The organism is Granulicatella sp. 20925_1_45, from assembly GCF_041433555.1.
Lineage (GTDB): Bacteria > Bacillota > Bacilli > Lactobacillales > Aerococcaceae > Granulicatella.
On sequence record NZ_JAPWBR010000019.1, the window covers coordinates 18,513 to 40,392 of the forward strand.

Consider the following 21,880-nt stretch of genomic DNA (forward strand, 5'->3'; position numbering starts at 1 on the left):
TCAATATTTATTTGTGCTCCCACAGACGGATGATGTGGCCGTCCACTTCGCGTTCGCCACGATAGTTGTAGTCACGCTCAAACGCCGTGCTGTTTTCTGGAAGGAAAGTTGGTTGATCACCGTACGTAAAGTTATACACTTCTTTTCCGTTTTCAACAGAATGGCTCATACTTGCATCTACCTTATAAGGATCCGAAGAGGTATTGCCTTGAACGTTCGAATCAATGATTTTTACTTTTCCATCTAATTCCACACCGGCATGCGTAATCGCTTCAGCCGTATACACCGGGTTCACGAAGACATTGTTTTGAACCGTAATGCCTTTAATAGGTCCAAATGTTTCTTCAAAGTCAATGTTACTACGAGGTTTTGGATGATCCCAATAGAAATCATTCGTCGTTCCTGAATTTACAATCATGTTATCCTTGATTAAAATCTCGTTATTGTCTTTGAAGCCAAGGCCTTCTCCATCTTTCGCAAAGACCGTTGATACACGAATTCCAGCGCCACCACGGCTATCTTTAATCAAGTTATTCGTTACTTTATGATTTTTCCCGCCGAAGATACCAACACCACCAGCTCTCCAACCAAGTTCAATCGTGTTATGTTCAAACGAATTATTCTCCGCATATACATTCGTGTGGATACTACTTGAGAATGTCGCTAGCGAGTCATCCCCATTGTTACGGATATTCGAGTTACGCACTACAGAATTACGAGTTCCTTGCGTGAAGTTCACCCCGTCCGCTAAGTTATTGCGGATACGGCTATTTTCAATCACCAAATGATCCGTGTATCTCATACCTATTGAGGCATAGTCGCCAATCCAAGCTCCACATTCAAAGTGTTCAATCCACATATGGTCGATTCTTGAATCCTTACCAAAGCTTCCCGCAAAAGCTTTGTATTGAGCCTTATCATCTAAATGGTCATAACGTGACGTTAAGGCTGATGTCATCGCAAAGTTGCTAAACGTCAATCGGTTAGAATCGTGGCCAATCTCGAATCCGCCTTGTCCTTTTGCATTCGTTGTGAAATTCAATTTCGAATACCACATTCCTGCTCCTGTAACCGTTAAGCCGTCAGCAGTAAAATCAATCTTTTTGTTAATTTTGAACTCCCCCACTGGAATATAGAGAGTTTTCTTTTGTTCAATCGCTGCTTTTAGCGCTTTTTCAAACGCAACTGTACTATCTTGCCCATCTTTGGCACCATACGCTGAATCTGTGATTGAAATACTATTTTCTGGTTGAGGAATAGGTGCAGGTACATTTTCTAATTCCACAAAATCCAGCGCCAATTCAACGCCATTATTTTCAATCGTCACTGTGTCTCCAGGATTCACGTGGACCCCGAAGAATCCATGCACTTCGTCAAAACTAAAGCGAGCATGACTATGACCCGTCGCCTTTGTATCGTAGACATTACTTCCATCCACATATTGATAGGCAGAGCTCGAATCCAAGTGGAAAGTGCGCATTAGATTGCCATTCACATAAACCTTAACTTCCCCTTTGTCTCCATCTTTAATGGAATAACGCATCGTTAACCCATCTGCGCCTTCCTTCGCCGTGAACGTCACACTTCCTTTATTATTCACCTTAACATATGAATTATCGGAAGCTTCATACGCCAATGTATCAAATGTACGGTTATTGACGATTTCCGCATCCTTCAACTGACCGTCCACCGCTTCATAGCGAAGATAGTTTTGATTCGCTCCATATTGATTTTCGTAGTAAATCTCATCCGCGTTTACCACATTTGTAGGCGCGAGCGTCGCAGCACTAAGCCCAACGAGCGCAGCCGCCAGTAAGAATTTCTTTTTTCCGTTTGAAATCATCATGATTTTCATCTCCATTCGATTCATTCTTCACTCTTCTATTTTAAAAATGGACTTTGAAGCTCGAATTGCTTTTTATGGAAAATTCCAAACCCCTTTTTAGAAATCCTTTCATGCCTTAAATATTTTTTCAAATGTATGAACCCGTTTCTTTCCATAAAAATTCTAATTCCACATAATCTAGAAGGAAATCTATATAGTTTCGAATTTTCCAATGGTTATTCCTAAAAACGCATTCTTTTGAATAAATAGAAAAAAAGAGTATAGCTCACCACTATCGATGATTTATACTCTCTTGTTTACGGACTCATATTCACTACTTTTGATTTCTAATCAATTCACTGAATTTTTCAGAAGTTCCTCCGCCCTCGTGAACTAATTTACCACTATTTAAGTCTTTATTGATTAAAAAATGAACGTATAACTGTTCATCATTATTAATGTACACTTTAAAGATTATTCCTCCCATTGGACTATGTTCAATAGAATCAACATCGATTTGATAGGATTGAATGACATCTCCACTCTCTAAAGCACTTGCATGTCTTAGCTTTAAATTATGTTCAATAATATTTTTCACTTCTTCACTTTTGACCGTGTGGATCATTTCATAATACTGAACTTGTTGCATGATTTTTATTCCACCTATAACCAAACCTATAAGAATTAATACAGCAACTATTCCCTTTATTATTTTTCTTGTTATGTTCATTAGACTCCCACTTTCTACCCAGAAGTTTTTTATAGTATATCACGACTTGTGTCACGTACTCTACCTCCAAAAATTTACCCCACATTCCAAAGCACTCGTCGCGTATTTAACTGAGAAGGATTTAAGCCCTTCTCCAAAAGCACTTGTCACGTACTAACTGAGAAAGATTTACGCAATAATCTGTTCCTTTGAAGAGAAACGGATAAACCTTGGATTTTATAGTAGTGATAGTAGGGAATAAGAATCGAAATGAAATAGAGCCCCACAGCGGATGTTCCGCCATGGGGCTCTTTGAATTCGATAGGTGAGAGACTACAGGCTCGAGCCGGTCTCCTACAATCACTACTATAAACAAATCCAAGGATTTAGAAGTTTCTCTTCAAACCTTCAGTTTGTATTATTATTTGCGTAAACGTTCGATGTCTCGCGCGATTTCAACCTCTTCGTTAGTTGGGATGTTTAATACAGTAACTTTCGCACCTTCAGAAGAAATGATAGCTTCTGAACGAGTATCGTTACGCTCAGGATCGATATCGCAACCGAACCAAGTTAAACCGTCGATGATACGAGCACGAATTGTCTTAGAGTTTTCACCGATACCAGCAGTGAAGACGATAGCGTCCACACCGTTCATAACAGCAACATATTGTCCAATGTATTTTTGAACGCGGTCAACGAAGATTTCTACTGCAACTTTAGCATCTTCGTTTGTTGCACTTGCAGCTTCAACGTCACGCATGTCGCTTGATACACCTGAAAGGCCTAATAAACCTGATTTTTTATTTAAGATGTCAACCATTTCGTTAACGTCTGTAATGTTTAATTTGTTCATTAAGAATGCTACTAATGAAGCATCGATATCACCAGAACGAGTACCCATTGTAACCCCTGCTAATGGAGTGAATCCCATAGAAGTATCTACTGATTTACCGCCATCAACTGCAGTGATTGAAGCACCGTTACCTAAGTGGCAAGTGATGATTTTTAATTCTTCGATTGGTTTACCTAACATTTCAGCAGCGCGGCGTGAAACGTAGCGGTGGCTTGTTCCGTGAGCTCCGTATTTACGAGCTTTGAAGTTTTTGTAGTATTCCATTGGAATGCTATATAAGTAAGCTTTCTTAGGCATTGTTGTATGGAATGAAGTATCGAATACAGCAACACTTGTAATGTCTGGTAAGATGTGTTTGAATGCGCGCATTCCTACCGCTTCAGCTTTGTTGTGTAATGGTGCAAATTCTGCTAAGTCTTCAACTTGTTGGATAACAGTGTCATCAACTAAAGCTGAATCTTTGAATAATTCTCCACCAGCAACGACACGGTGACCAACACCAGTGATTTCGTCGAATGAAGAAATAATGTTTAGAGCTACTAATTGTTCTAATAATTTTTCTACCGCAACTTCGTGGGTTGGAATATCTTCTACCACTTCAAATTTTTGGTCGTCTCCATAGCTGATTGAGAAGATTGAATCACCTAATCCAATACGTTCTACTAAACCTTTAGCCACTACTTCTTCTTGTGGCATATTAAATAATTGGAACTTCAAGCTTGAACTTCCTGCATTAATCGCGATTGATTTTGACATGCACATTCTCCTTTAATTTCAAATTAAGCCCATTAGTGGGTCTAACAGATTTATTATAACATTTCTTGTACCCATTTTTCGAATGTTAGAGTGAATTTTCTGAATTTTTCTCTGTTCTTAAATTCTGGGATATCTCCAAGGAGCACTTGACTCACTTGTTTTGCGCCTTTTCCACGTTTTTGAACGATTAAAAGCGACTTGCTAAATTGCACATCTTTGAAGAGATTGCGTGGAAATGCCAACATGGCTTGCACGTATGTTTCTTTTTGTAAATAAGAAAGTAACTTCTCTCCTTCAGGTGTATCAAAAAGATTTGTTGGAACGATAAAGAATCCAACTCCTGCCTCTTTCAAGTAACGCACTTGTTGCTCAATGAGTAAGTGATGCGCGAATGAATGTCCTTCGTCGTTTTTCGTTTCAAAACGAGCGGCATTCGTATCTACTGGATAGTAACCAACTGGTAAATCACTCACCACGAAGTCTTGCGGATCCACAAGTGAATCTTGCAAGCCATCTTGTAAGGAAGTCTTTACATCCAACTGTTCTAACGCGAAAGCTTGTAAGGCTAAGTGAACGAGCACTTCGTCATTATCGATGGCTGTTGCACTCGCAGTTTTACCAGCAGATTGTAAGAATAATAGAATCGTGCTGAGCAAGTTCCCGCTTCCTGCAGCAAAGTCCGCAATTTGCAATGGCTCGTCTTTCTTCGTCATTTGGTCGATCATATACGCCACGAGTAAGCCGATGGCATCTGGCGTCATTTGATGGTTCATTTGTAAGCCATCTTCTTTAGCGGCTTTTAAGAACGTGAATTGAATCATACGGCGAATCTCTTCACTCGAATAGCTTGTTAAATCTAATTGTTGATACGCTTTGTTTAATTTTTCAGCGACTTCGTTACTTGGCAATCCTTCGACTTGTTGCGCAGTGTTATTATTGACGATATTTTGTAACGTCTCACCAAGCGCCTCTACATTCGAATAACCGATTTCTTGTTGAAGCACCTCTACAGCTTTTGCCAATTCTTCGAACGCTTTAATTTCTTTACCTGCTTCGATAAGAATCCCTCCTTCTATTTTTAAGACTTTTTGAGCTATGAAAACTATGTACTACGACAGCAGTACATGCTTTTTTGCAAAACTACGCAGAACGTTCAGATTCTATAATAGCAACACTAGCGATTGTACTCAATGTGAATGACTGACTCTGGAAATTCATTTCCTAGAGTCAGTTTGAAGCGTGAGAGGAAGGAAGACGCAAGGCTTCCTCCGATACAGCTAGTATAGCAATTATAGAGATATCTGAAAAGTTCGTAGTAGTTTTAAATTCGCTCAAATTTCCTAAAAAAAAGGATGTGACTGAATGTCACATCCTCCTCAATATTATTCAGCAGCGATTACTGGATATACAGATACTTGTTTTTTGTCACGGCCTTTACGTTCGAAACGTACAATTCCGTCTACTTTAGCAAATAAAGTATCGTCTCCACCTCTACCTACGTTTTCACCTGGATGGATTTTTGTTCCACGTTGACGGTATAAAATTGAACCACCTGAAACGAATTGTCCGTCAGCACGTTTAGCACCTAGACGTTTCGCTTGTGAGTCACGTCCGTTTGATGTAGAACCGCCCCCTTTTTTATGGGCGAATAATTGTAAATTCACTTTTAACATAGTTGTGCACCTCCTTGATTGATTATGCAACAGTTACAGCTAGAAAGTCTTGATATTCCGATTGAATATCTTCTAACCCTAGTAATAGACTATTTAATAAAATTTGAGTTGTATGTTCTTGCTCTTTCGTCAAGTCTTCTACAACTTCCATATATAAGTAACCACCCTCAACCTCGTCGACTTCGACAATCGGTTGGTATCCTGCTAACTTCTCAATGCTGTTCACAGTTGTAATGGCTAGAGCCGATACCCCTGCGCAAACAATATCTGAACCATGTTCACTAAAGTTTGCATGACCAGTCATTTCAAAGGAAACGATACGTTGGTTCTTTTTGTGTACAGTCACTTGAATCATCGTGATTAAGCGTTGATTGCGTCAATAACAACTTTTGTATAAGGTTGACGGTGACCTTGTTTACGGTGTGAGTCTTTACGACGTTTGTATTTGAAAGTTACAACTTTCTTTTGACGGCCTTGTTTTTCAACAGTTCCTTCAACAGTTGCACCTGCTACGAATGGAGCACCAACTTTAACGTCATCTCCACCTACAAATACTACTTCTTCGAAAGTTACTTTGTCGCCAGCTTCTGCGTTTAATTTTTCAACGTAGATTGCTTGACCAACTTCAACTTTAACTTGTTTTCCACCAGTTTTTACGATTGCGTACATATTGCACCTCCTATATTTTAGACTAAGACTCGCCAGTTTAAAGTGCCGATTCCGGTCTTTTGTACTCTAATCCGAGCGGTTGTAGCTGTGGTGCTTCACAATTACAACACGACTATTTTAGCAAAAAAGAACGCCCCCGTCAACTCTAGTGAATAACGGGGGACGTTCACTTATTGGACACTCACAAACAGTGTTTTGAGTGGTTATTTTACACCTTGATATAGCTCTTCAAAAACTTCTTCTACCGGTGTTGTTTGGCCTTTTTCTACTTGTTTAACGGCTACCTTCATCATCTTGTCAAATTCTTCTGATGTGAGTTCTTCACGTGATTTTGACGCATTTGGAATAGCTACCTCAAAAGGAATTCCGTTATTGAGGATAATTTGTCTATAAAACATCTCTATCGCCACTGTTCGCGAAATTCCCAATTCCTCCAAAATTGCTTCAGCTTGCTTTTTGGTATCTTCTTTTATTCTTATATGCACACTTGCAGTTTTTATCTTCGACATAGTCTCACCTCAATTACTCTAGTACCGTACCTCGATACAATATTCATTCGCCTTCCACCAACTGAATTTGCAAGATGTCTTCCACTGCAATGCGGCGGTAGCCCTCTTCTGTCTTTAGCGAGATTTCACTCTCGTATAATTCACTCACTTCGCCAATGAGCGTTTGTCGCATCATCCGATACGGCACCGTAATGCTGGCTTGCAACTTGCCGACATACAGTTGCGACAGCAGCATCCATTTTTCTTCCATCGAGAGCCGACTCGTCTGGTCCTCGCGCTTACGTTCATCCTTTAGGGACGTCGTATGTTCAGACAGGAAAAATCCCATCCATTTGGCCATGCCGCGATCCTCGTGCTCTCTTGCCGAGCGATACGGCAAATACGCTCTTTCCATTATTTCAAACCGTCTAATCCTCCAGCGGAATGTCCTCCGACTAACTTGCTTCTAGCCACCACGCGCGAACCACCTTCCAGAGCGTTCCCTTTTAAAAGCGAGGTGAATCCGTATTGGTCGCGGACCGTATCAATCGCCGTCTGGAGCCTTTCTTCTTTCTCAACTGCTTCAATATCTTCGAATAGTGAAATGAGTCCAAAGCTTTCTTCGACAAATCCGGAATACCGCACCGTCACATTACGCACCGCACCTCCTTTGTATTTCTTACGAAAGAGTTCCAACACCACTTCCGATAACACCGAAGTGCGATTCGTCGGGTCAATCTTACGCTGCGCCTGTATAGACGACAATCCCTCGTCCTTGGAGTAGCCTACGTGAATCGAAACAACCGTCGCCTTCTTCTTAATCCGTCTCATGCGAATCGCTACCTGCTCCGCCATCTCGCGAAGCACGATTTCAATATCACGCTGGCGAACATAGTTACGCGGAAGCACCTGTGAGTTCCCGAGCCCTCTTGACTTGGGGCGATACGGTACATGCACATTGCTCTCATCGATGCCATTCGCGTGAAACCATAAATCGAGTCCCACGACCCCAAGCGCTTGTTTCAATCGGTCAGGATTGGCATTAGCCAGTTCGCGAATCGAATAAATCCCGAGCGCATTCAACCGCTTCTCCATCCGGGAGCCAATTCCCCAGAAGTCTGTCATCTCTGGAATTCCCCAGACCTTCTCTTCGACATCTTCATACGACCAGTTCGCTCTCATATGCGGAATCTTCTTCGCTTCATTATCGAGCGCTAATTTGGCCAGGAGAGGATTCGCGTTCGACATTCCAACTGTCGAGTAAATCCCCGTCTCCTTCCAAATCGCTCGTTGAATATCCGCAGACACCCGGTCGAGCTTTTCCCGTCTAGACAAGGCATCATCCGGCACAAAATAATTCAGCGACGACGTTAAATCAACAAACCCTTCATCAATCGAATACGGAAAAATATCCTCTGGCCCACCGAAGTTTTGAAACACGCGTTGAATTTGCATGTTCACCTTAATATACTCGTCCATTCGAGGCGGCACGATATAGGTCACCTTCGCCCAACTTTCGATAAACCGCACATACTGCGGCGTCACTTCAATTCCTTGACGGCGCGCATTGGCATAACTAAACTTGCGTGTTTTGACATCAAAAGGTAATTCATACGCACGACCGACATTGGATTTCCCGAAGACCTTCTTAAACGTTGGAGAGGACGCTAAAATCAATCCCGCCGAATTATTCGCACGACTCATCACGCACAGCGACGTCTTCAATGGATGAAGCCCCCTCGCCACACATTCCACACTCGCGTAAAAGGACTTCATGTCCACAAAGGCAATGTCGCTTCTCGGTTCCTTCGAATAGTCAAAGCAGCCCATCTTTATCCCTCCAACGGCATAAAGTTTCCAACAATCATTCCTACCACTCGTGGTTCTTCCTCGTACGGAGCAAATAAGTCCGCATAGTCTGGGTTAAACGATACTAAACGCAACCCGTCCCTTTCACGGTACACGCGCTTAATAAACGTCTGTCCGTTCCATACCACCGCATAGACCGCTCCGTCATAATCGAATCCCGTCTCACGAATGAGCGCCACCGATCCATTGTGGTAGCGTGGTTCCATCGAATCCCCTGATACCCATGACGCAAAATCATGCGCCAACTCTTCATCGTAGTAAACCGTATCGTAGTCTCGGTCGTTGTAAATCGTCGCCCCAATCCCGGCCGACATCTTCTCGTACACATGATACGCGACTAGTTTCTTCTTCATCGGCACCACTTTTGGCGTTTGTTCCTCGGTTGCTAACGCCTTGACATAGCGCACCGCCTTCTCTTGGTTGGGTGGCGTGAGCGTATGGTATAATCGTACAATTTCTATTTCTGTAAAATATCCCTTTGGTACAGATAGAAGCTTCTCCAGCTGTTCCACCTTATCCGAAGCTGGCACCTTCACTCCACGCTCCCATGCAGAATAAGCCTGCTTAGAGACACCGAGTGCATTGGCGAGCTCTTGTTGCGTCAAGCCCTGCGCCACTCTTCTCTCTTTTAATTTCTCTGGTTGATACATCGTACACCTCCTGCAAATGTGTAAACCTATTTGGTTGACTTCAGTATAAAACACTCCCGCACCACTTGCAAGTAGAACGAATACTCAAAAATCAAAATTAACTTATAAGTTAATTTCGGTTGGCGCTTAATCCCTTCGAATCCTAGCGGATTTGGCCATAAAAGCTGTAATAGGGCACCGGCTTGAGCCAAAGTCTCAAGCTCTACCAAGCTTCAAACTGACTCTACGGGAATTCCCTAGAGTCAGTAATTCACATTGGTTGCCATCCCCCATTACTGCCATTATGGCATCCGCTGGATTCTACGGCCTCAATCTTTCCACTTCATTTTTCGAAGTGTAACATATATGCTACATTTTACTTTTTTTCATGCAAAAATGGCGCGAGAAAATTTTATACAGACAGCTCATTTCAACACACTTTAAATCAAACAAATTTTGTATAAGCGTGCTCTTCACTTTATAGAAGATCCCTTTAGAAATGGAACTCTAGCCAATCAATCACTTGATTGCTGACTGCCGTTCGATAAACCAGCTGAATAACTTTTATATCATTCAATCACTAGAAATTCGGGCGATTATATTCTAAAAATTCAGTTTTCGGAATAGATCCAACAACTCCCGTCGAATTTATTTTTCAATTTTTTGGACAAAAAAAAGAAACGAAGCAACGGCTGGCTGCTTCATTTCTTCTAATGTTTCATTACATTTCTAAGCTAACAAATGAATAAGGAACTAATTCCTCTAGACGTAATTCTAGAATTTCGCCTTTTCCATTCAATAAGAATACAGGAGTATCTGGTCCACAGAACTCAACCATCACTTGACGGCAAACGTTACAAGGTGGTAAGAATCCTTCTGTTTCCCCCGCAACGGCAATCGCTAAAATATCACCTTTACGATAGCCTTGTGAAGCTCCGTAGAAAATCGCGCTACGTTCTGCACAGTTTGTCACACCAAACGATACATTCTCAATATTCGCTCCCGTAATTACACGGCCATCTTTATATAACACCGCAGCGCCTACAGGGAATTTTGAATACGGACAGTAAGCATTCTTTAAAACTTCTTTCGCTTGCTCCATCAGAGCCACTTTATCAATTGTTGTCATGGGTTGTACTCCTTTTTTGTGTTGTATTCCTATTATACAGATTTTATAAAGAGTTTCAACATTTCTCCCCGCCAACTTTTTTCTAAAATTCCGACTCCAGTCCTATGCCAGAGTCCTTCAACTGTGGTACACTATGGACATTGATGAAAGGAGCTTGGTGATGCTACAACTACAACACATTTCAAAAGTTTATCATACAGCTAATCAAGAGTTTCACGCGTTGAAAGATATCTCGATTCGTTTCCGTGAAAATGAGTTTGTCTCGATTCTCGGGCAATCGGGTTCAGGGAAAACCACCCTATTAAATATCATCGGTGGACTCGACCAATACACATCGGGTGATTTACTCATCCAAGGAAAATCAACAAAGCAATTTAAAGACCGCGATTGGGATAGCTACAGAAACCACACGATTGGATTCGTCTTCCAGTCGTATAATCTTATCGGTCACCAAACGGCACTCTCAAACGTCGAGATTGCAATGACACTCTCTGGTGTTTCCAAAGCAGAACGCAAGAAACGTGCCATCGAAGCGCTCGAACGCGTTGGATTGAAAGACCATTTATATAAGAAACCGAACCAAATGTCTGGGGGACAAATGCAACGGATTGCGATTGCGCGTGCCCTTGTCAATAATCCAAAAGTCGTTTTAGCCGACGAACCGACAGGAGCGCTCGATTCTGAGACTTCTGTTCAAATCATGGAGCTATTAAAAGACATCGCCAAGGAACGTCTCGTTATCATGGTGACGCATAACCCGAAACTGGCACAGACGTACTCCACTCGAATCGTACAAGTATTAGACGGAAACATCTTAAGCGACTCGAATCCATACGAACCAACCGAAGAATCTAAACAAGGGGACATTCAGTTCACGAAGACGAAGATGAGCTTTATGACGGCTCTAGCCCTTTCGTTTAATAACTTATTGACAAAGAAAGGCCGTACCTTCCTGACTGCGTTTGCCGGTTCTATCGGAATTATCGGGATTGCCCTTATCCTGGCCCTCTCGAACGGTGTGAGCGACTACGTGAAGAAGGTGCAAGAAGACACCCTCGTCTCTCTTCCACTGACGATTAGCGAGCAGAACCAAAGCAATCTGCTAGCGACCTCTCCGGATTTAAGCGATAAGCCTTATAAAGACAATAACGAGCTCGGTGTCAATACGGTGTTGACGAATTTATTGAAAAAACAAATCGGGAAAAACGACATCGCGTCCTTCAAGGCATACTTGGACGAACACGCATCCGAAGTCGAAAAACTCACAAAAGACATTCGTTACCAATACAACCTGCAACCCTATATTTACGCTAGTGATACATCAGGCGGTCCAAAGAGCATTCTTCCGTCGAACATAGCAAGCGAAGTCGACACGACGAACCAAACGATTAAAGGCTACTTGCAAAATATCGACTATTGGAGCCAACTTTCAAGCGACGAGGAGATGCTGAATGCGCAATATGACGTGCTAGAAGGTCGCCTTCCAAAGGATAAATCTGAAATCGTCCTTATCGTCGACGAAGATAACCAAATCAGTGACCTGCTCCTTTATAGCTTACGCATCAAAGATCCTAGCGAATTAAACGATGCAAAGAAACTCGACGAACTCAAATCACAAACGTATCAATATAGTGATTTCATCGGGAAAACATTCAAAGCCGTTGTGAACACGAACCGCTTCGTGAAAGAAAACAACCAATGGATGAATAAAATTGATGACGAAGCGTATATGAAGACGCAAATCGAGAATGGCCTCGAGCTTAGAATCGTCGGCGTTCTTCGTCAAAAAGAAGGCACAAGTTCTGGTGTGAACTCTCCTTCTGGTGGTGTGGCTTACACAAGCGCCCTGATCGATTACACTTCTGAACAAATTCAAAACAGTGACATCGTGAAAGAGCAAGAAGCCAACCCAACCATTAATGTATTTACTGGAAAAGAATTTGCCAAAGATCCAAAACCATTCAATTCGGCTGATTTAACCGAAGAAGAAAAAATCCAGTTGGTCAAATTGACGCCTGAACAACAAGCGCAATACATCCAACAATACAACGAAAACTCGGCAGCCACTTACGAGGAAAACCTCGCGAAATTGGGTGTCATCGACAAATCCAAACCAGCTGCCATCGAGTTCTACACCTCTTCATTCCAACAAAAACAAGAGTTGAAGGACTTCATCAACGCCTATAACACGGCGAAAAAAGACGCCGGCGAAGACGACAAAGTGCTCGCCTACTCCGACGATATTCAAACCATCATGTCTTCGATTACGACAATGGTGGGCGTGATTACAACCGTACTCGTTGGTTTCGTAGCTATCTCGCTCATCGTATCATCGATTATGATTGCGATTATCACGTACATCTCGGTTCTCGAACGTACAAAAGAAATCGGAATCCTACGTGCAATGGGGGCTTCGAAGAAAGACATCCGTCGCATCTTCACGGCCGAAACAGCCATCGAAGGATTTATCTCCGGAGTGCTCGGCATCGCCATTACGCTCCTTGCGACAATTCCAATCAATGCCGTCGTTGCGAAAATGACTAACGTGGAAAATGTAGCACAATTACCATGGGAAGCCGCGCTTATCCTAATTGGTATCTCGATTGTATTAACCATGTTAGCCGGTCTCATCCCTTCACGCATCGCCGCGAAGAAAGACCCAGTCGAATCGCTCCGCAGCGAATAACCATTCAAATTTGAAAAGGTGGATAAAGGCCCAGGCCTTTACCCACCTTTTTTATTGCCTCAATTAACATATTTGTTAATTTCGCTCTCCGTCCTTGCACCCTTCTAGCCTAAAAAGCAAAAGACAACTCGACTTTTCAAAACTAATTGAGTTAGCCCTAGGAAGCACGGATTCTATTACCTAATCTAAAAAACAAAAATCCTCTGGACTCTATAGCGGGAACAGTAAAGAAGCGCAAGCAATGTGAATTACCGAGGGTTCGTGATTTATCACTTACCCTCGGTTTGAAGCTTGCTAGGAATTGAGACTTCGGCTCAATCCGGTGCCTTTACTGTCACCACTATGAAGATGTCCAGAGGACTTATTTTGTTTTTTTACATGATTAGGCAAGAGACCCCATTGGATCCCATGGAGCTAACACAATTGGTTCGCTGTTGAAAGCGTCGAGTTGCTCTTTTGTAAGAAACTCTTTTCTGACAACGATTTGGTACGTATACTCGTCCATCCACGCATCGCTCATCATCCAGAACCCTTCAACCCCAGATTCTTCACCCCAACTATTTTCCACTTTCCAGCGATTTGGTTTGCCATCGACAAGGTTCACCCCTGTTAATACCATCGCGTGTGTCATTAAGCTATCGCCATATTCAAGACGTTCGCCCTTCGTTAGAGAATAGTCGATACCAGTTAAGCCTTCAAGGTCAAAGTTATTAAGCGCAAGACGGCCGTTACCGCGGTTTGAAGATTGACCGACATCACAGCCGAACCAAACTGACTCGCCTCGTTCTAATTGACGAATCGCTAACTCTTTGAACGTTGCCATATCAAGGTTCAAGTAGCGAACTTGGTTGCCAACGACATTTCCAAGCATGTCAACAGTATATGAACGGTTGAATGGTTTGTCCGCTGTTGGCGAGTTGATGATAGACACATACTCGTCCAAATCTAAGCCCACGAATTGTTCGAAGAAGCTTTGTGGTGTCAAATTCAAGTGACGGTGGAATTCCTTGTCTTTATCACGATATTCGAAGTCAAATGTTTCTGGCGGAGTTCCAAGAGTCACGCTAAGTAAGTCGTACACTTCTTGCATTAATTGTTTACGCGTTTCATTGATTTCTTCTTCGCTAGCACCTCTTGCCACTAAGTCACGAAGCACTTTTGCGTCTTGGCGAAGTTTTTTATTTAAGTATTTGTTCAAATCGCTTGAAGCCGAGCTTGAAAAACTTTCCGGCATCACACTCTTTGGCACAACCCCATATTTCTTGAACAGTGACACAATCATATCCCATTGCCCACCGTCTTGTTGAGGCGTTTGTAAGAGAAAGGCTACATTGCGGCTTGTCACAGGTTCGCCCGCTGTTTTTAAAATATTTTCATGGAAATAATTAGCCTTTTCGTATTTATCCCAGAAAAATGTATAGCTTTGTGAGAGTTCAAATTCTTCGAGCTTGAAGTTATTAAAGAGTCTGTGGCGGAATGTATTCAGCGCCGCAAACATCCAGCAACGACCAGAAGCCTTTTGGTTGGCTACTTTTCCGTGTTCCAAATCAATCGAATACACCGGCTGATTTTCCACAACAGAAGCGACCGTTTCGCTGGCACCTTTCAAACCATTCTTCACCGCAGCATTTTGCGCCACGATACGCTCTGGCTTACTTTGAAAATTTTCTTTATATTGTTTCGTCAATTCCTTTGTTAACGTAAACATAACTTCATCTCCTTTAAGGTTGATACCCTAATGGTACTCCTCTTTACCCCCATATGCAATATAAAAAATCGGTTAAATCCAATAAAAAAAGCCTTTTTGGCACCCACTTCCTCCAAAAGCACCCCACCCCTGCCGTTCCCTTCCAAAGCATTGGCGATAACATCGGCAACTACCCATTTAATTAAAACCAAACAAACTCGCTAAACTTCCTCCAATAATGAAGCACACACCCTTTGCGTTCCTTTCCTAAGCATTGCCGATAACATCGTAGCAGTTTATCAAAAAAGGAAAATATAACAGAATATCTAACTGCTCCAATCGTAGAGCGTGATGGATAAACAAAAAGAGCATCAGTTGATTGAAAGAATAGTGGGAAGTTGTATTGAAACGAATAAGAGGGGGTTAGGAATTGATTCCTTACTCCCTCTTTGAGGCTTCAAAGGTGAGTGACTACAGGCACGAGCCGGTACCCCACTATGACTCTTTCAATCATCAAACTGATGCTCGAAGGTTTATCCATCCCATCGTAAGATGGATGAATCTGTCAGATATTCTGTTTTATTTTACCGGAGTTAAAGCAATGAACTGCTCGATGTTATCGGCAACTTGCGCGAGTGCCTTCTTCCAAAATGCGCTATCCTCAACATCCACGCCCAACACCTTTGCAGTATCTTCCGCAGAAGTCACTGTTGTTGCACGCAATAACTCTTGATATTTCTCAACGAATCCTTCAGGTTGCTCTTGATAGATTGCATATAACCCTTTAGAGAACAAACCTCCGAATGCGTATGGGAAGTTGTAGAAGCTTAAGCCGCTGCTGTAATAGTGCGGTTTGCAAGCCCACATATATGGATGCATTGCGTCTGGATCTAATCCGTCGCCGTATGCTTCTTTTTGCGCATCCAACATTAATTGTTCTAAATCTTTCGAGAACATGAAGCTCTTTTCACGGTTTTCAAATACTGCTGATTCGAATAAGTAACGTGAGTAGATGTCCACGATGATTTGTGTTGTATCTTGTAATTGTGATTCGAGTAAGGCTACTTTTTCAGCATCGCTTGCTTCGCTAATCACTGTGTTCATCACGATATTTTCGTTGAAAGTTGACGCTGTTTCAGCAACAGGCATTGAGTACTCTTGGTTTAATACACGGTGGTTTTCGATATGTAAACCGTGATACGCATGTCCTAATTCGTGCGCAATTGTCACAACGTCGCTCAATGAACCAGAGAAGTTTGTTAAGATACGTGATTGTTTGATGAACGGTAGGTTGCTACAGAACGCGCCCCCCACTTTTCCTTTACGTGGTAAGAAGTCGATATAGTTGTTTTCGTAAGCTTCTTTTGTCATTTGCGCTAAATCTTCTGAGAAGCCTTTGAAGTTTTCTAATAAGAATTCTTTCGACTCTTCGATTGTGAAACGACGTGAGCTTTCTCCGATTGGTGCAAATAAGTCGTAGAATGGTAATCCATTTTCGTGACCTAAGAGCGCTGCTTTATGTTTTAAGTAAGCGCGGAATTGTGGTAAATATTCGCGAATCGCTTCAAGAAGTGCATCCAATGTTTTACGAGACATACGAGACGCTTCTAATGTTTGTGCAAGTGGTGATTCGAAACCACGTAAGCTTGTTTCTGTTAATACTTGTTGTTTAATATTGTTTAAGGCAAATGCGATTGGTTCTTTGATCGTATCGTACATCTTCAATTCTGTTTCGTACGCTTCTTTACGAACCGCTGCATCCGCATCGTACGCCATATTACGAATTTCGCTAAGCGTTACTTTTTCGCCTTTAAATTCGCCTTCAACGCCTGAAGTCATCGCTTCGAAAAGTTGTTCCCAACCGTCGCCACCGCTGATAGAGAATTTCGCGATTACATCTTCTAATTCATCTGATAATAGATGTTTGTATTGTTGTTTTGCTTCTGCAAAGTAGAATTCGTAGTCTTTTAGATTTTCGTCGGCAGTGATATCTGTTTCCACACTTCCGATAAATTTGTAGACTTGTGTATATGCACTGTTTAACGCAGCATACGCATTTCCGAATAAAGTACGGTATTTATTCGCTGTTTCGTCTGTTGTGTTGGCAGTTAATGTTAAATTAATGTAGTTTCCAAGACGGCTGCTTAAGACGCTGAACTCTTCTAGCGCTGCAATTGCCGCTTTGATAGACTCTAAGTTGTCTTCGAGCGTTAAACCGTTGAATACCTCTCTAAAGTTTGAAAAACGTTCAAAGTCACGTTGAAACTCTTCACTTTCAAATGAAGGGTATATTTCTTTTAATGACCATTCTGTTGACATTTCGTATCCCCCTTATATTGACTATATGTCCTATTCTACCGAATTTCTTTATAAAATCATAGTATAAGAACCTTTATTCTCTAGGCAACAACGTGTATACTTAAGAGGCAAACACTTTTCAAAAAAGGAGTTCTTATGAAAAAGACTTGGAAAGAATTGTTTCCGGATGCTCTTCTTGGAGAAAACGGTCAAAACGCTGTTCCTGTAACGCTGAACGGTGAAGTGATTTATCTCTTAGAATCGAGCCTAACTGAGCGCGAACGATTCCTCATTGAAACCTTAAATACACAACCGACAAAATCTTCAATCCCAACGCATCCTTGGCTAGCGTACTTAGAAGGAAAAGGCGCACTGCCCACTCCAACTGCGTATATCCAATGCGTACACTTTGCGGTATTTCCAAAGCAAGAAGGCGTCTTTCAAGAAAAAGACTGGTTGGAGTTCGTCGAGAACTTAACGGTTGGGACCCTTGCCGTCTTCAAAAACTTCCGCCATCATTACACGCTAGTCGTGAACCCAGAAGTCGCTCCTTCGCTAGCAAGCACGCTCTTTGAAGTGCAATCCGCCATTGAAGATGACTTTGCAGTGGAATTACAACTCTTTATCGGAAACCGCTGGGCAACGTCAAGCCCTGTGCCTCTTCTCTATCAAGCCGAAAAAGCGCTCTTCGTGGAATACTTAATGCATTCGCACAAGCGCTCGAGTTTGGAATTTGCACCAGTGATGTTATGGGCGATTGCCAACGCTTTGGTTGATATCGCACCGATTGCCGACGAGTTGATTCTCTTATTAAGCGAAGACGAAGTAAAAGAACTGATTGAAGCGCTCTGGGACGCTCATGGAAATGTCTCAAAGGCGAGCCAAAAACTCTTCTTACACCGCAATACTTTGCAGTATCGAATTGACCGTTTCGCAGAACAAACAGGGCTGAACGTCAAAGACATGAATGACCTTACGCTTGGTCACCTACTCTTACAAAAACAAAGTTATTAAAAAATAGCCACTTCTATTCACATAGAAGTGGCTGTTTTCATTATGATTTTTATGCTTTAACGGCTTCTTTTTTAGGAGCGACTTTTGTTTCTTTAATCGTCACTTTTCCTTTTTGAGAACCGATAGTCACTTTTTGACCGAAGCGAATTTCTCCGCTGAGGAGTGCTTCACTAAGTGGGTCTTCGATTTTCTTTTGAATCGCGCGACGAATTGGACGTGCCCCGTATTCTGGGTCGAATCCTTCTTCTGAGATAAGATCAATCACACCTGAAGTGAATTTCAATTCGATATTGAGTTCCGCAAGACGCGTCTTAATGTCTTTTGTCATCAATTGAACGATTTGACGTAATTCAGGTTTCGTTAATTTATGGAAGACGATAATTTCATCAATACGGTTCAATAACTCTGGACGGAACGCATTCTTCAACTCTTCGCGGATGCGTTTTTCCATTGCCGTATGGTCGTGTTGTACGGTTTTCGCACCGAATCCAACTGCTTTTTCATCTCTTAGAGCCGTTGCCCCAAGGTTTGACGTCATAATTAGAATCGTATTTCTGAAGTCAACTTTACGTCCTTTCGAATCCGTTAGATGTCCATCGTCTAAGACTTGCAACAGAATGTTAAATACATCCGGATGAGCTTTTTCGATTTCATCTAACAGAATCACAGAGTAAGGTTTGTTACGAATCTTCTCTGTTAATTGTCCGCCTTCATCGAATCCAACGTATCCTGGAGGTGAACCCACTAAACGGCTAACCGCGTGTTTCTCCATGTACTCAGACATATCGATACGAACGAGGGCGTCTTGGTCGCCAAACATCGCTTCCGCTAACGTTTTCGCTAACTCTGTCTTCCCAACCCCTGTAGGTCCAAGGAACAAGAATGAACCGATTGGACGTTTTGGATCTTTCAATCCGCTACGAGCACGACGAATCGAACGAGCGACCGCTGATACAGCTTCTTCTTGTCCAATCACGCGTTGGTGCAATTCTTTTTCAAGATGAACGAGACGTTCGCTTTCTTTTTTCTCCATTTGTTTCAATGGAATTCCAGTCCATTGTGATACGACTTCTGCGATATCTTCATCCGTAATCGCCGCCACAAATTCTCGTTTGGCTTCAACTTCTACTTTTTGGCGTAGTTTTTCAAGCTTGTCGCGTTTGGCTTGTTCTTTCTTGCGTAAACGAGCTGCTTCTTCGAATTTTTGCTCACGAATCGCTTCGTCTTTCTTCACTGCTAGTTCTGCCACTTCTGCTTCCAGTTTTTGAAGCGGTGAATGTTTACCACTGCGGTCCAGACGGGCTTTTGCTGCTGTTTCGTCCATCAAATCGATCGCTTTATCTGGTAATTTACGAGACGTAATATAACGAACCGATAATTGAACGGCCGCTTCAATCGCTGCGTCTGTAATTTCCACACGGTGGTGGTCTTCATAACGTTTGCGAAGGCCTTTTAAGATTTCAACCGTATCGTCTGCGCTAGGTTCGTTAACATGAACTGAGGCAAAACGACGTTCTAAAGCAGCGTCTTTTTCGATATATTTTTGATATTCATCTAAAGTTGTCGCCCCGATGACTTGGATTTCACCACGAGCAAGCGCTGGTTTTAAGATATTTGAAGCGTCGATTGAGCCTTCTGCCCCACCTGCACCGATAAGGGTATGCAACTCATCGATAAAGAGAATCACATCTTGTTCACGGTATACTTCGTCCAAGATTTTCTTCATGCGCTCTTCGAACTCACCACGGTATTTTGTTCCCGCAACAACCGCACCCATGTCTAACATCATCAGACGTTTTTCGGCGATTTCTTCTGGAACTTCTCCGCTCACCATACGTTGTGCTAAGCCTTCAACGATGGCTGTCTTACCAACACCTGGTTCCCCAACAAGAACAGGGTTATTTTTCGTACGACGGCTGATGATTTGGATAATGCGGCGTACTTCGTCTTCACGACCAACAACTGGGTCGATTTTACCTTCACGTGCTAATTCGGTTAAGTCACGCGCTAAGCTGTTTAATGTAGGCGTTCCTTCTTGTGAAGACTCTTGGCGTGCTTTTCTCTTAGAACCAGCGTTTGAAGGTTGAATTCCGATTTTACCGTAGATTTCTTTCATCAACTCTTGAGGGTCAATTTGGTTATCACGGAGAATCTTCGTTGCTAATACTTCTTCACGTAATAAGGCTAATAGTAAGTGCTCTGTTCCGACTTGTGGTACTTCGAGGCGTTTGGCTTCATCGGTCGCCGATAGAATCACTTTCTTCGCTCTTGGTGAATATGGCATTAAGTACGGATCCATTTGCTTGCGGTTTGAGCCGTATCCTGTGAGTGACTCGATTTCAGAACGAACGATTTCCGCAGTCAGCCCAGCAGCACGTAGCACATTTCCCGCGATGCCTTCTTGTTCAAGGATTAATCCTAATAGTAAGTGCTCTGTTCCCACAGCTTGGTGTTTGAACAGGATGGCTTCTCTTGCGGCTAAGACCATCGCACTCTTTGCTTTTGGTGTAAAAATTTCACTCATGCGTTTATTCCTTTCTTCTTTAACGGTATTTCAAATTGTCGATTAATTTCTTCATCATATTACTGCGAACTTCTGCAGCATTCTTCACATTTGAAGGGAATGTATCCTTCTCCATCATGAGTGACATCATTTGCGCCTCACGTTTCGTGATCAGCTTATTCTCGTATAAGTTTTGTAATAAATGATTGCCTTCTCGCTCTGAAAGCTCTTCTGGAACAAGATCTCCTAAAGCATTTAAGACATCCATCTCGTCCACTAGATTTACTTTCATAATGCGGATATAACCACCGCCACCACGTTTACTTTCAACGACATAGCCTTGTTGAATGGTAAAGCGAGTATTAATCACGTAATTAATTTGGGAAGGTACACAATTGAATTGGTCTGCAATCTCACTGCGTCTGATTTCAACTGTTTCATTCTTATGCAGTACATTCTTTAAGTAATCTTCAATCAAATCCGACATATTTTGATTTTGATTTTGATTTTGCATTCATCTTCCTCCTTTTACCTTGACTATATTTGACTTTAATTATACAAAAGAATGCGCCTTTTGCCAATCATCTTGCATTTTTTGATAAAAAAGAAGCTAGACAAGATGTCTAGCTTCCTCATTTGTTTACGTATCGGGAATACAGGATTCGAACCTACGACCCCTTGGTCCCAAACCAAGTGCTCTACCAAGCTGAGCTAATTCCCGTAAGTAAAAAATGCACCCAACAGGAGTCGAACCTGTAACCGCTTGATTCGTAGTCAAGTACTCTATCCAATTGAGCTATGGGTGCATTGTATATTTAATTAATGCCGAGGACCGGGGTCGAACCGGTACGGTCATCACTGACCGCAGGATTTTAAGTCCTGTGCGTCTGCCAATTCCGCCACCCCGGCATGGGCCATGGTTTTACATTGGCAAAGCGGAAGACGGGGTTCGAACCCGCGACCCCCACCTTGGCAAGGTGGTGTTCTACCACTGAACTACTTCCGCAATTTGATTTTAATGCCGGCTAAAGGACTTGAACCCTCGACCCTCTGATTACAAATCAGATGCTCTACCAACTGAGCTAAGCCGGC

General features: G+C 42.4%; 19 protein-coding genes, 5 tRNA genes and 1 other annotated feature. Of the genes, 2 read left to right on the plus strand and 22 right to left on the minus strand.

What is annotated here, in order from left to right; translation table 11 throughout:
- Window positions 1-7: 7 nt before the first annotated feature.
- The 12 genes from O3798_RS06865 to O3798_RS06920 all read right to left on the minus strand — a co-directional run bounded on the left by O3798_RS06865 (window position 8) and on the right by O3798_RS06920 (window position 10,600).
- The gene (locus O3798_RS06865) at window positions 8-1,870 is read right to left on the minus strand and encodes a right-handed parallel beta-helix repeat-containing protein (RefSeq protein WP_371464049.1); all 1,863 of its coding nucleotides are present in this window, start codon (window positions 1,868-1,870) and stop codon (window positions 8-10) included.
- A gap of 289 nt (window positions 1,871-2,159) precedes the next feature.
- A complete protein-coding gene (locus O3798_RS06870) occupies window positions 2,160-2,555 on the minus strand; it encodes a DUF1310 family protein (RefSeq protein WP_371464050.1) in 396 nt (131 codons plus the stop codon).
- Between the two features lie 400 nt (window positions 2,556-2,955).
- The gene (locus tag O3798_RS06875; protein WP_371464051.1) at window positions 2,956-4,143 is read right to left on the minus strand and encodes an acetate/propionate family kinase; all 1,188 of its coding nucleotides are present in this window, start codon (window positions 4,141-4,143) and stop codon (window positions 2,956-2,958) included.
- A 53-nt stretch (window positions 4,144-4,196) separates the two neighbouring features.
- Window positions 4,197-5,165 (minus strand): class I SAM-dependent methyltransferase, encoded by a 969-nt coding sequence (locus O3798_RS06880; RefSeq protein ID WP_371464052.1) that lies wholly within the window; start codon window positions 5,163-5,165, stop codon window positions 4,197-4,199.
- 360 nt (window positions 5,166-5,525) lie between these two features.
- The gene (gene rpmA, locus O3798_RS06885) at window positions 5,526-5,816 is read right to left on the minus strand and encodes a 50S ribosomal protein L27 (protein WP_048713162.1); all 291 of its coding nucleotides are present in this window, start codon (window positions 5,814-5,816) and stop codon (window positions 5,526-5,528) included.
- Between the two features lie 22 nt (window positions 5,817-5,838).
- A complete protein-coding gene (locus O3798_RS06890) occupies window positions 5,839-6,171 on the minus strand; it encodes a ribosomal-processing cysteine protease Prp (RefSeq protein WP_048713159.1) in 333 nt (110 codons plus the stop codon).
- Window positions 6,172-6,176: 5 nt separating this feature from the next.
- Window positions 6,177-6,485 (minus strand): 50S ribosomal protein L21, encoded by a 309-nt coding sequence (rplU, locus tag O3798_RS06895; protein ID WP_005607264.1) that lies wholly within the window; start codon window positions 6,483-6,485, stop codon window positions 6,177-6,179.
- Window positions 6,486-6,500: 15 nt separating this feature from the next.
- Window positions 6,501-6,576: a sequence feature (ribosomal protein L21 leader region), on the minus strand.
- 112 nt (window positions 6,577-6,688) lie between these two features.
- Complete coding sequence (locus tag O3798_RS06900) at window positions 6,689-6,994, minus strand: type II toxin-antitoxin system RelB/DinJ family antitoxin (RefSeq protein ID WP_371464053.1); 306 nt, start codon at window positions 6,992-6,994, stop codon at window positions 6,689-6,691.
- A gap of 43 nt (window positions 6,995-7,037) precedes the next feature.
- Window positions 7,038-7,391, minus strand: coding sequence for a hypothetical protein (locus O3798_RS06905; protein ID WP_371464064.1), 354 nt, complete (start codon window positions 7,389-7,391; stop codon window positions 7,038-7,040).
- The gene (locus O3798_RS06910; RefSeq protein ID WP_371464054.1) at window positions 7,388-8,803 is read right to left on the minus strand and encodes a Y-family DNA polymerase; all 1,416 of its coding nucleotides are present in this window, start codon (window positions 8,801-8,803) and stop codon (window positions 7,388-7,390) included. The genes O3798_RS06905 and O3798_RS06910 overlap by 4 nt, the downstream gene beginning before the upstream one ends.
- Window positions 8,804-8,805: 2 nt before the next feature.
- A complete protein-coding gene (locus O3798_RS06915) occupies window positions 8,806-9,492 on the minus strand; it encodes a helix-turn-helix domain-containing protein (protein WP_371464055.1) in 687 nt (228 codons plus the stop codon).
- Window positions 9,493-10,192: 700 nt separating this feature from the next.
- Window positions 10,193-10,600: a cytidine deaminase gene (locus O3798_RS06920; RefSeq protein WP_371464056.1), complete on the minus strand. Its 408-nt coding sequence runs from the start codon at window positions 10,598-10,600 to the stop codon at window positions 10,193-10,195.
- 160 nt (window positions 10,601-10,760) lie between these two features.
- Between O3798_RS06920 and O3798_RS06925 the strand changes: the two genes are divergently transcribed.
- Window positions 10,761-13,286, plus strand: coding sequence for an ATP-binding cassette domain-containing protein (locus O3798_RS06925; RefSeq protein WP_371464057.1), 2,526 nt, complete (start codon window positions 10,761-10,763; stop codon window positions 13,284-13,286).
- A 382-nt stretch (window positions 13,287-13,668) separates the two neighbouring features.
- Here O3798_RS06925 and O3798_RS06930 read toward each other — a convergent pair whose 3' ends face one another.
- From O3798_RS06930 to O3798_RS06940, 3 genes are all read right to left on the minus strand, one after another.
- Window positions 13,669-14,994 (minus strand): aminopeptidase C, encoded by a 1,326-nt coding sequence (locus O3798_RS06930; protein ID WP_371464058.1) that lies wholly within the window; start codon window positions 14,992-14,994, stop codon window positions 13,669-13,671.
- The gene (locus O3798_RS06935) at window positions 14,982-15,185 is read right to left on the minus strand and encodes a hypothetical protein (protein ID WP_371464059.1); all 204 of its coding nucleotides are present in this window, start codon (window positions 15,183-15,185) and stop codon (window positions 14,982-14,984) included. The genes O3798_RS06930 and O3798_RS06935 overlap by 13 nt, the downstream gene beginning before the upstream one ends.
- Before the next feature lie 367 nt (window positions 15,186-15,552).
- Entirely contained in the window at window positions 15,553-17,292 is a 1,740-nt protein-coding gene (locus tag O3798_RS06940) for a M3 family oligoendopeptidase (RefSeq protein WP_371464060.1), read from the minus strand.
- Window positions 17,293-17,427: 135 nt separating this feature from the next.
- Here O3798_RS06940 and O3798_RS06945 point away from each other — a divergent pair, with 135 nt between their 5' ends.
- Window positions 17,428-18,285 (plus strand): helix-turn-helix domain-containing protein, encoded by an 858-nt coding sequence (locus tag O3798_RS06945; RefSeq protein ID WP_371464061.1) that lies wholly within the window; start codon window positions 17,428-17,430, stop codon window positions 18,283-18,285.
- A 49-nt stretch (window positions 18,286-18,334) separates the two neighbouring features.
- Here O3798_RS06945 and O3798_RS06950 read toward each other — a convergent pair whose 3' ends face one another.
- The 7 genes from O3798_RS06950 to O3798_RS06980 form a co-directional block, all read right to left on the minus strand.
- Window positions 18,335-20,809, minus strand: a complete 2,475-nt coding sequence (locus O3798_RS06950) for an ATP-dependent Clp protease ATP-binding subunit (RefSeq protein ID WP_371464062.1) — start codon at window positions 20,807-20,809, stop codon at window positions 18,335-18,337.
- Window positions 20,810-20,828: 19 nt separating this feature from the next.
- Window positions 20,829-21,302, minus strand: a complete 474-nt coding sequence (locus O3798_RS06955) for a CtsR family transcriptional regulator (RefSeq protein ID WP_371464063.1) — start codon at window positions 21,300-21,302, stop codon at window positions 20,829-20,831.
- A gap of 133 nt (window positions 21,303-21,435) precedes the next feature.
- Window positions 21,436-21,509: transfer RNA gene (locus O3798_RS06960), tRNA-Pro, on the minus strand.
- 11 nt (window positions 21,510-21,520) lie between these two features.
- A tRNA-Arg gene (locus tag O3798_RS06965) sits at window positions 21,521-21,594 on the minus strand.
- A gap of 17 nt (window positions 21,595-21,611) precedes the next feature.
- Window positions 21,612-21,697 (minus strand) — tRNA-Leu (locus O3798_RS06970).
- A 25-nt stretch (window positions 21,698-21,722) separates the two neighbouring features.
- A tRNA-Gly gene (locus O3798_RS06975) sits at window positions 21,723-21,794 on the minus strand.
- Window positions 21,795-21,807: 13 nt separating this feature from the next.
- Window positions 21,808-21,880 (minus strand) — tRNA-Thr (locus tag O3798_RS06980).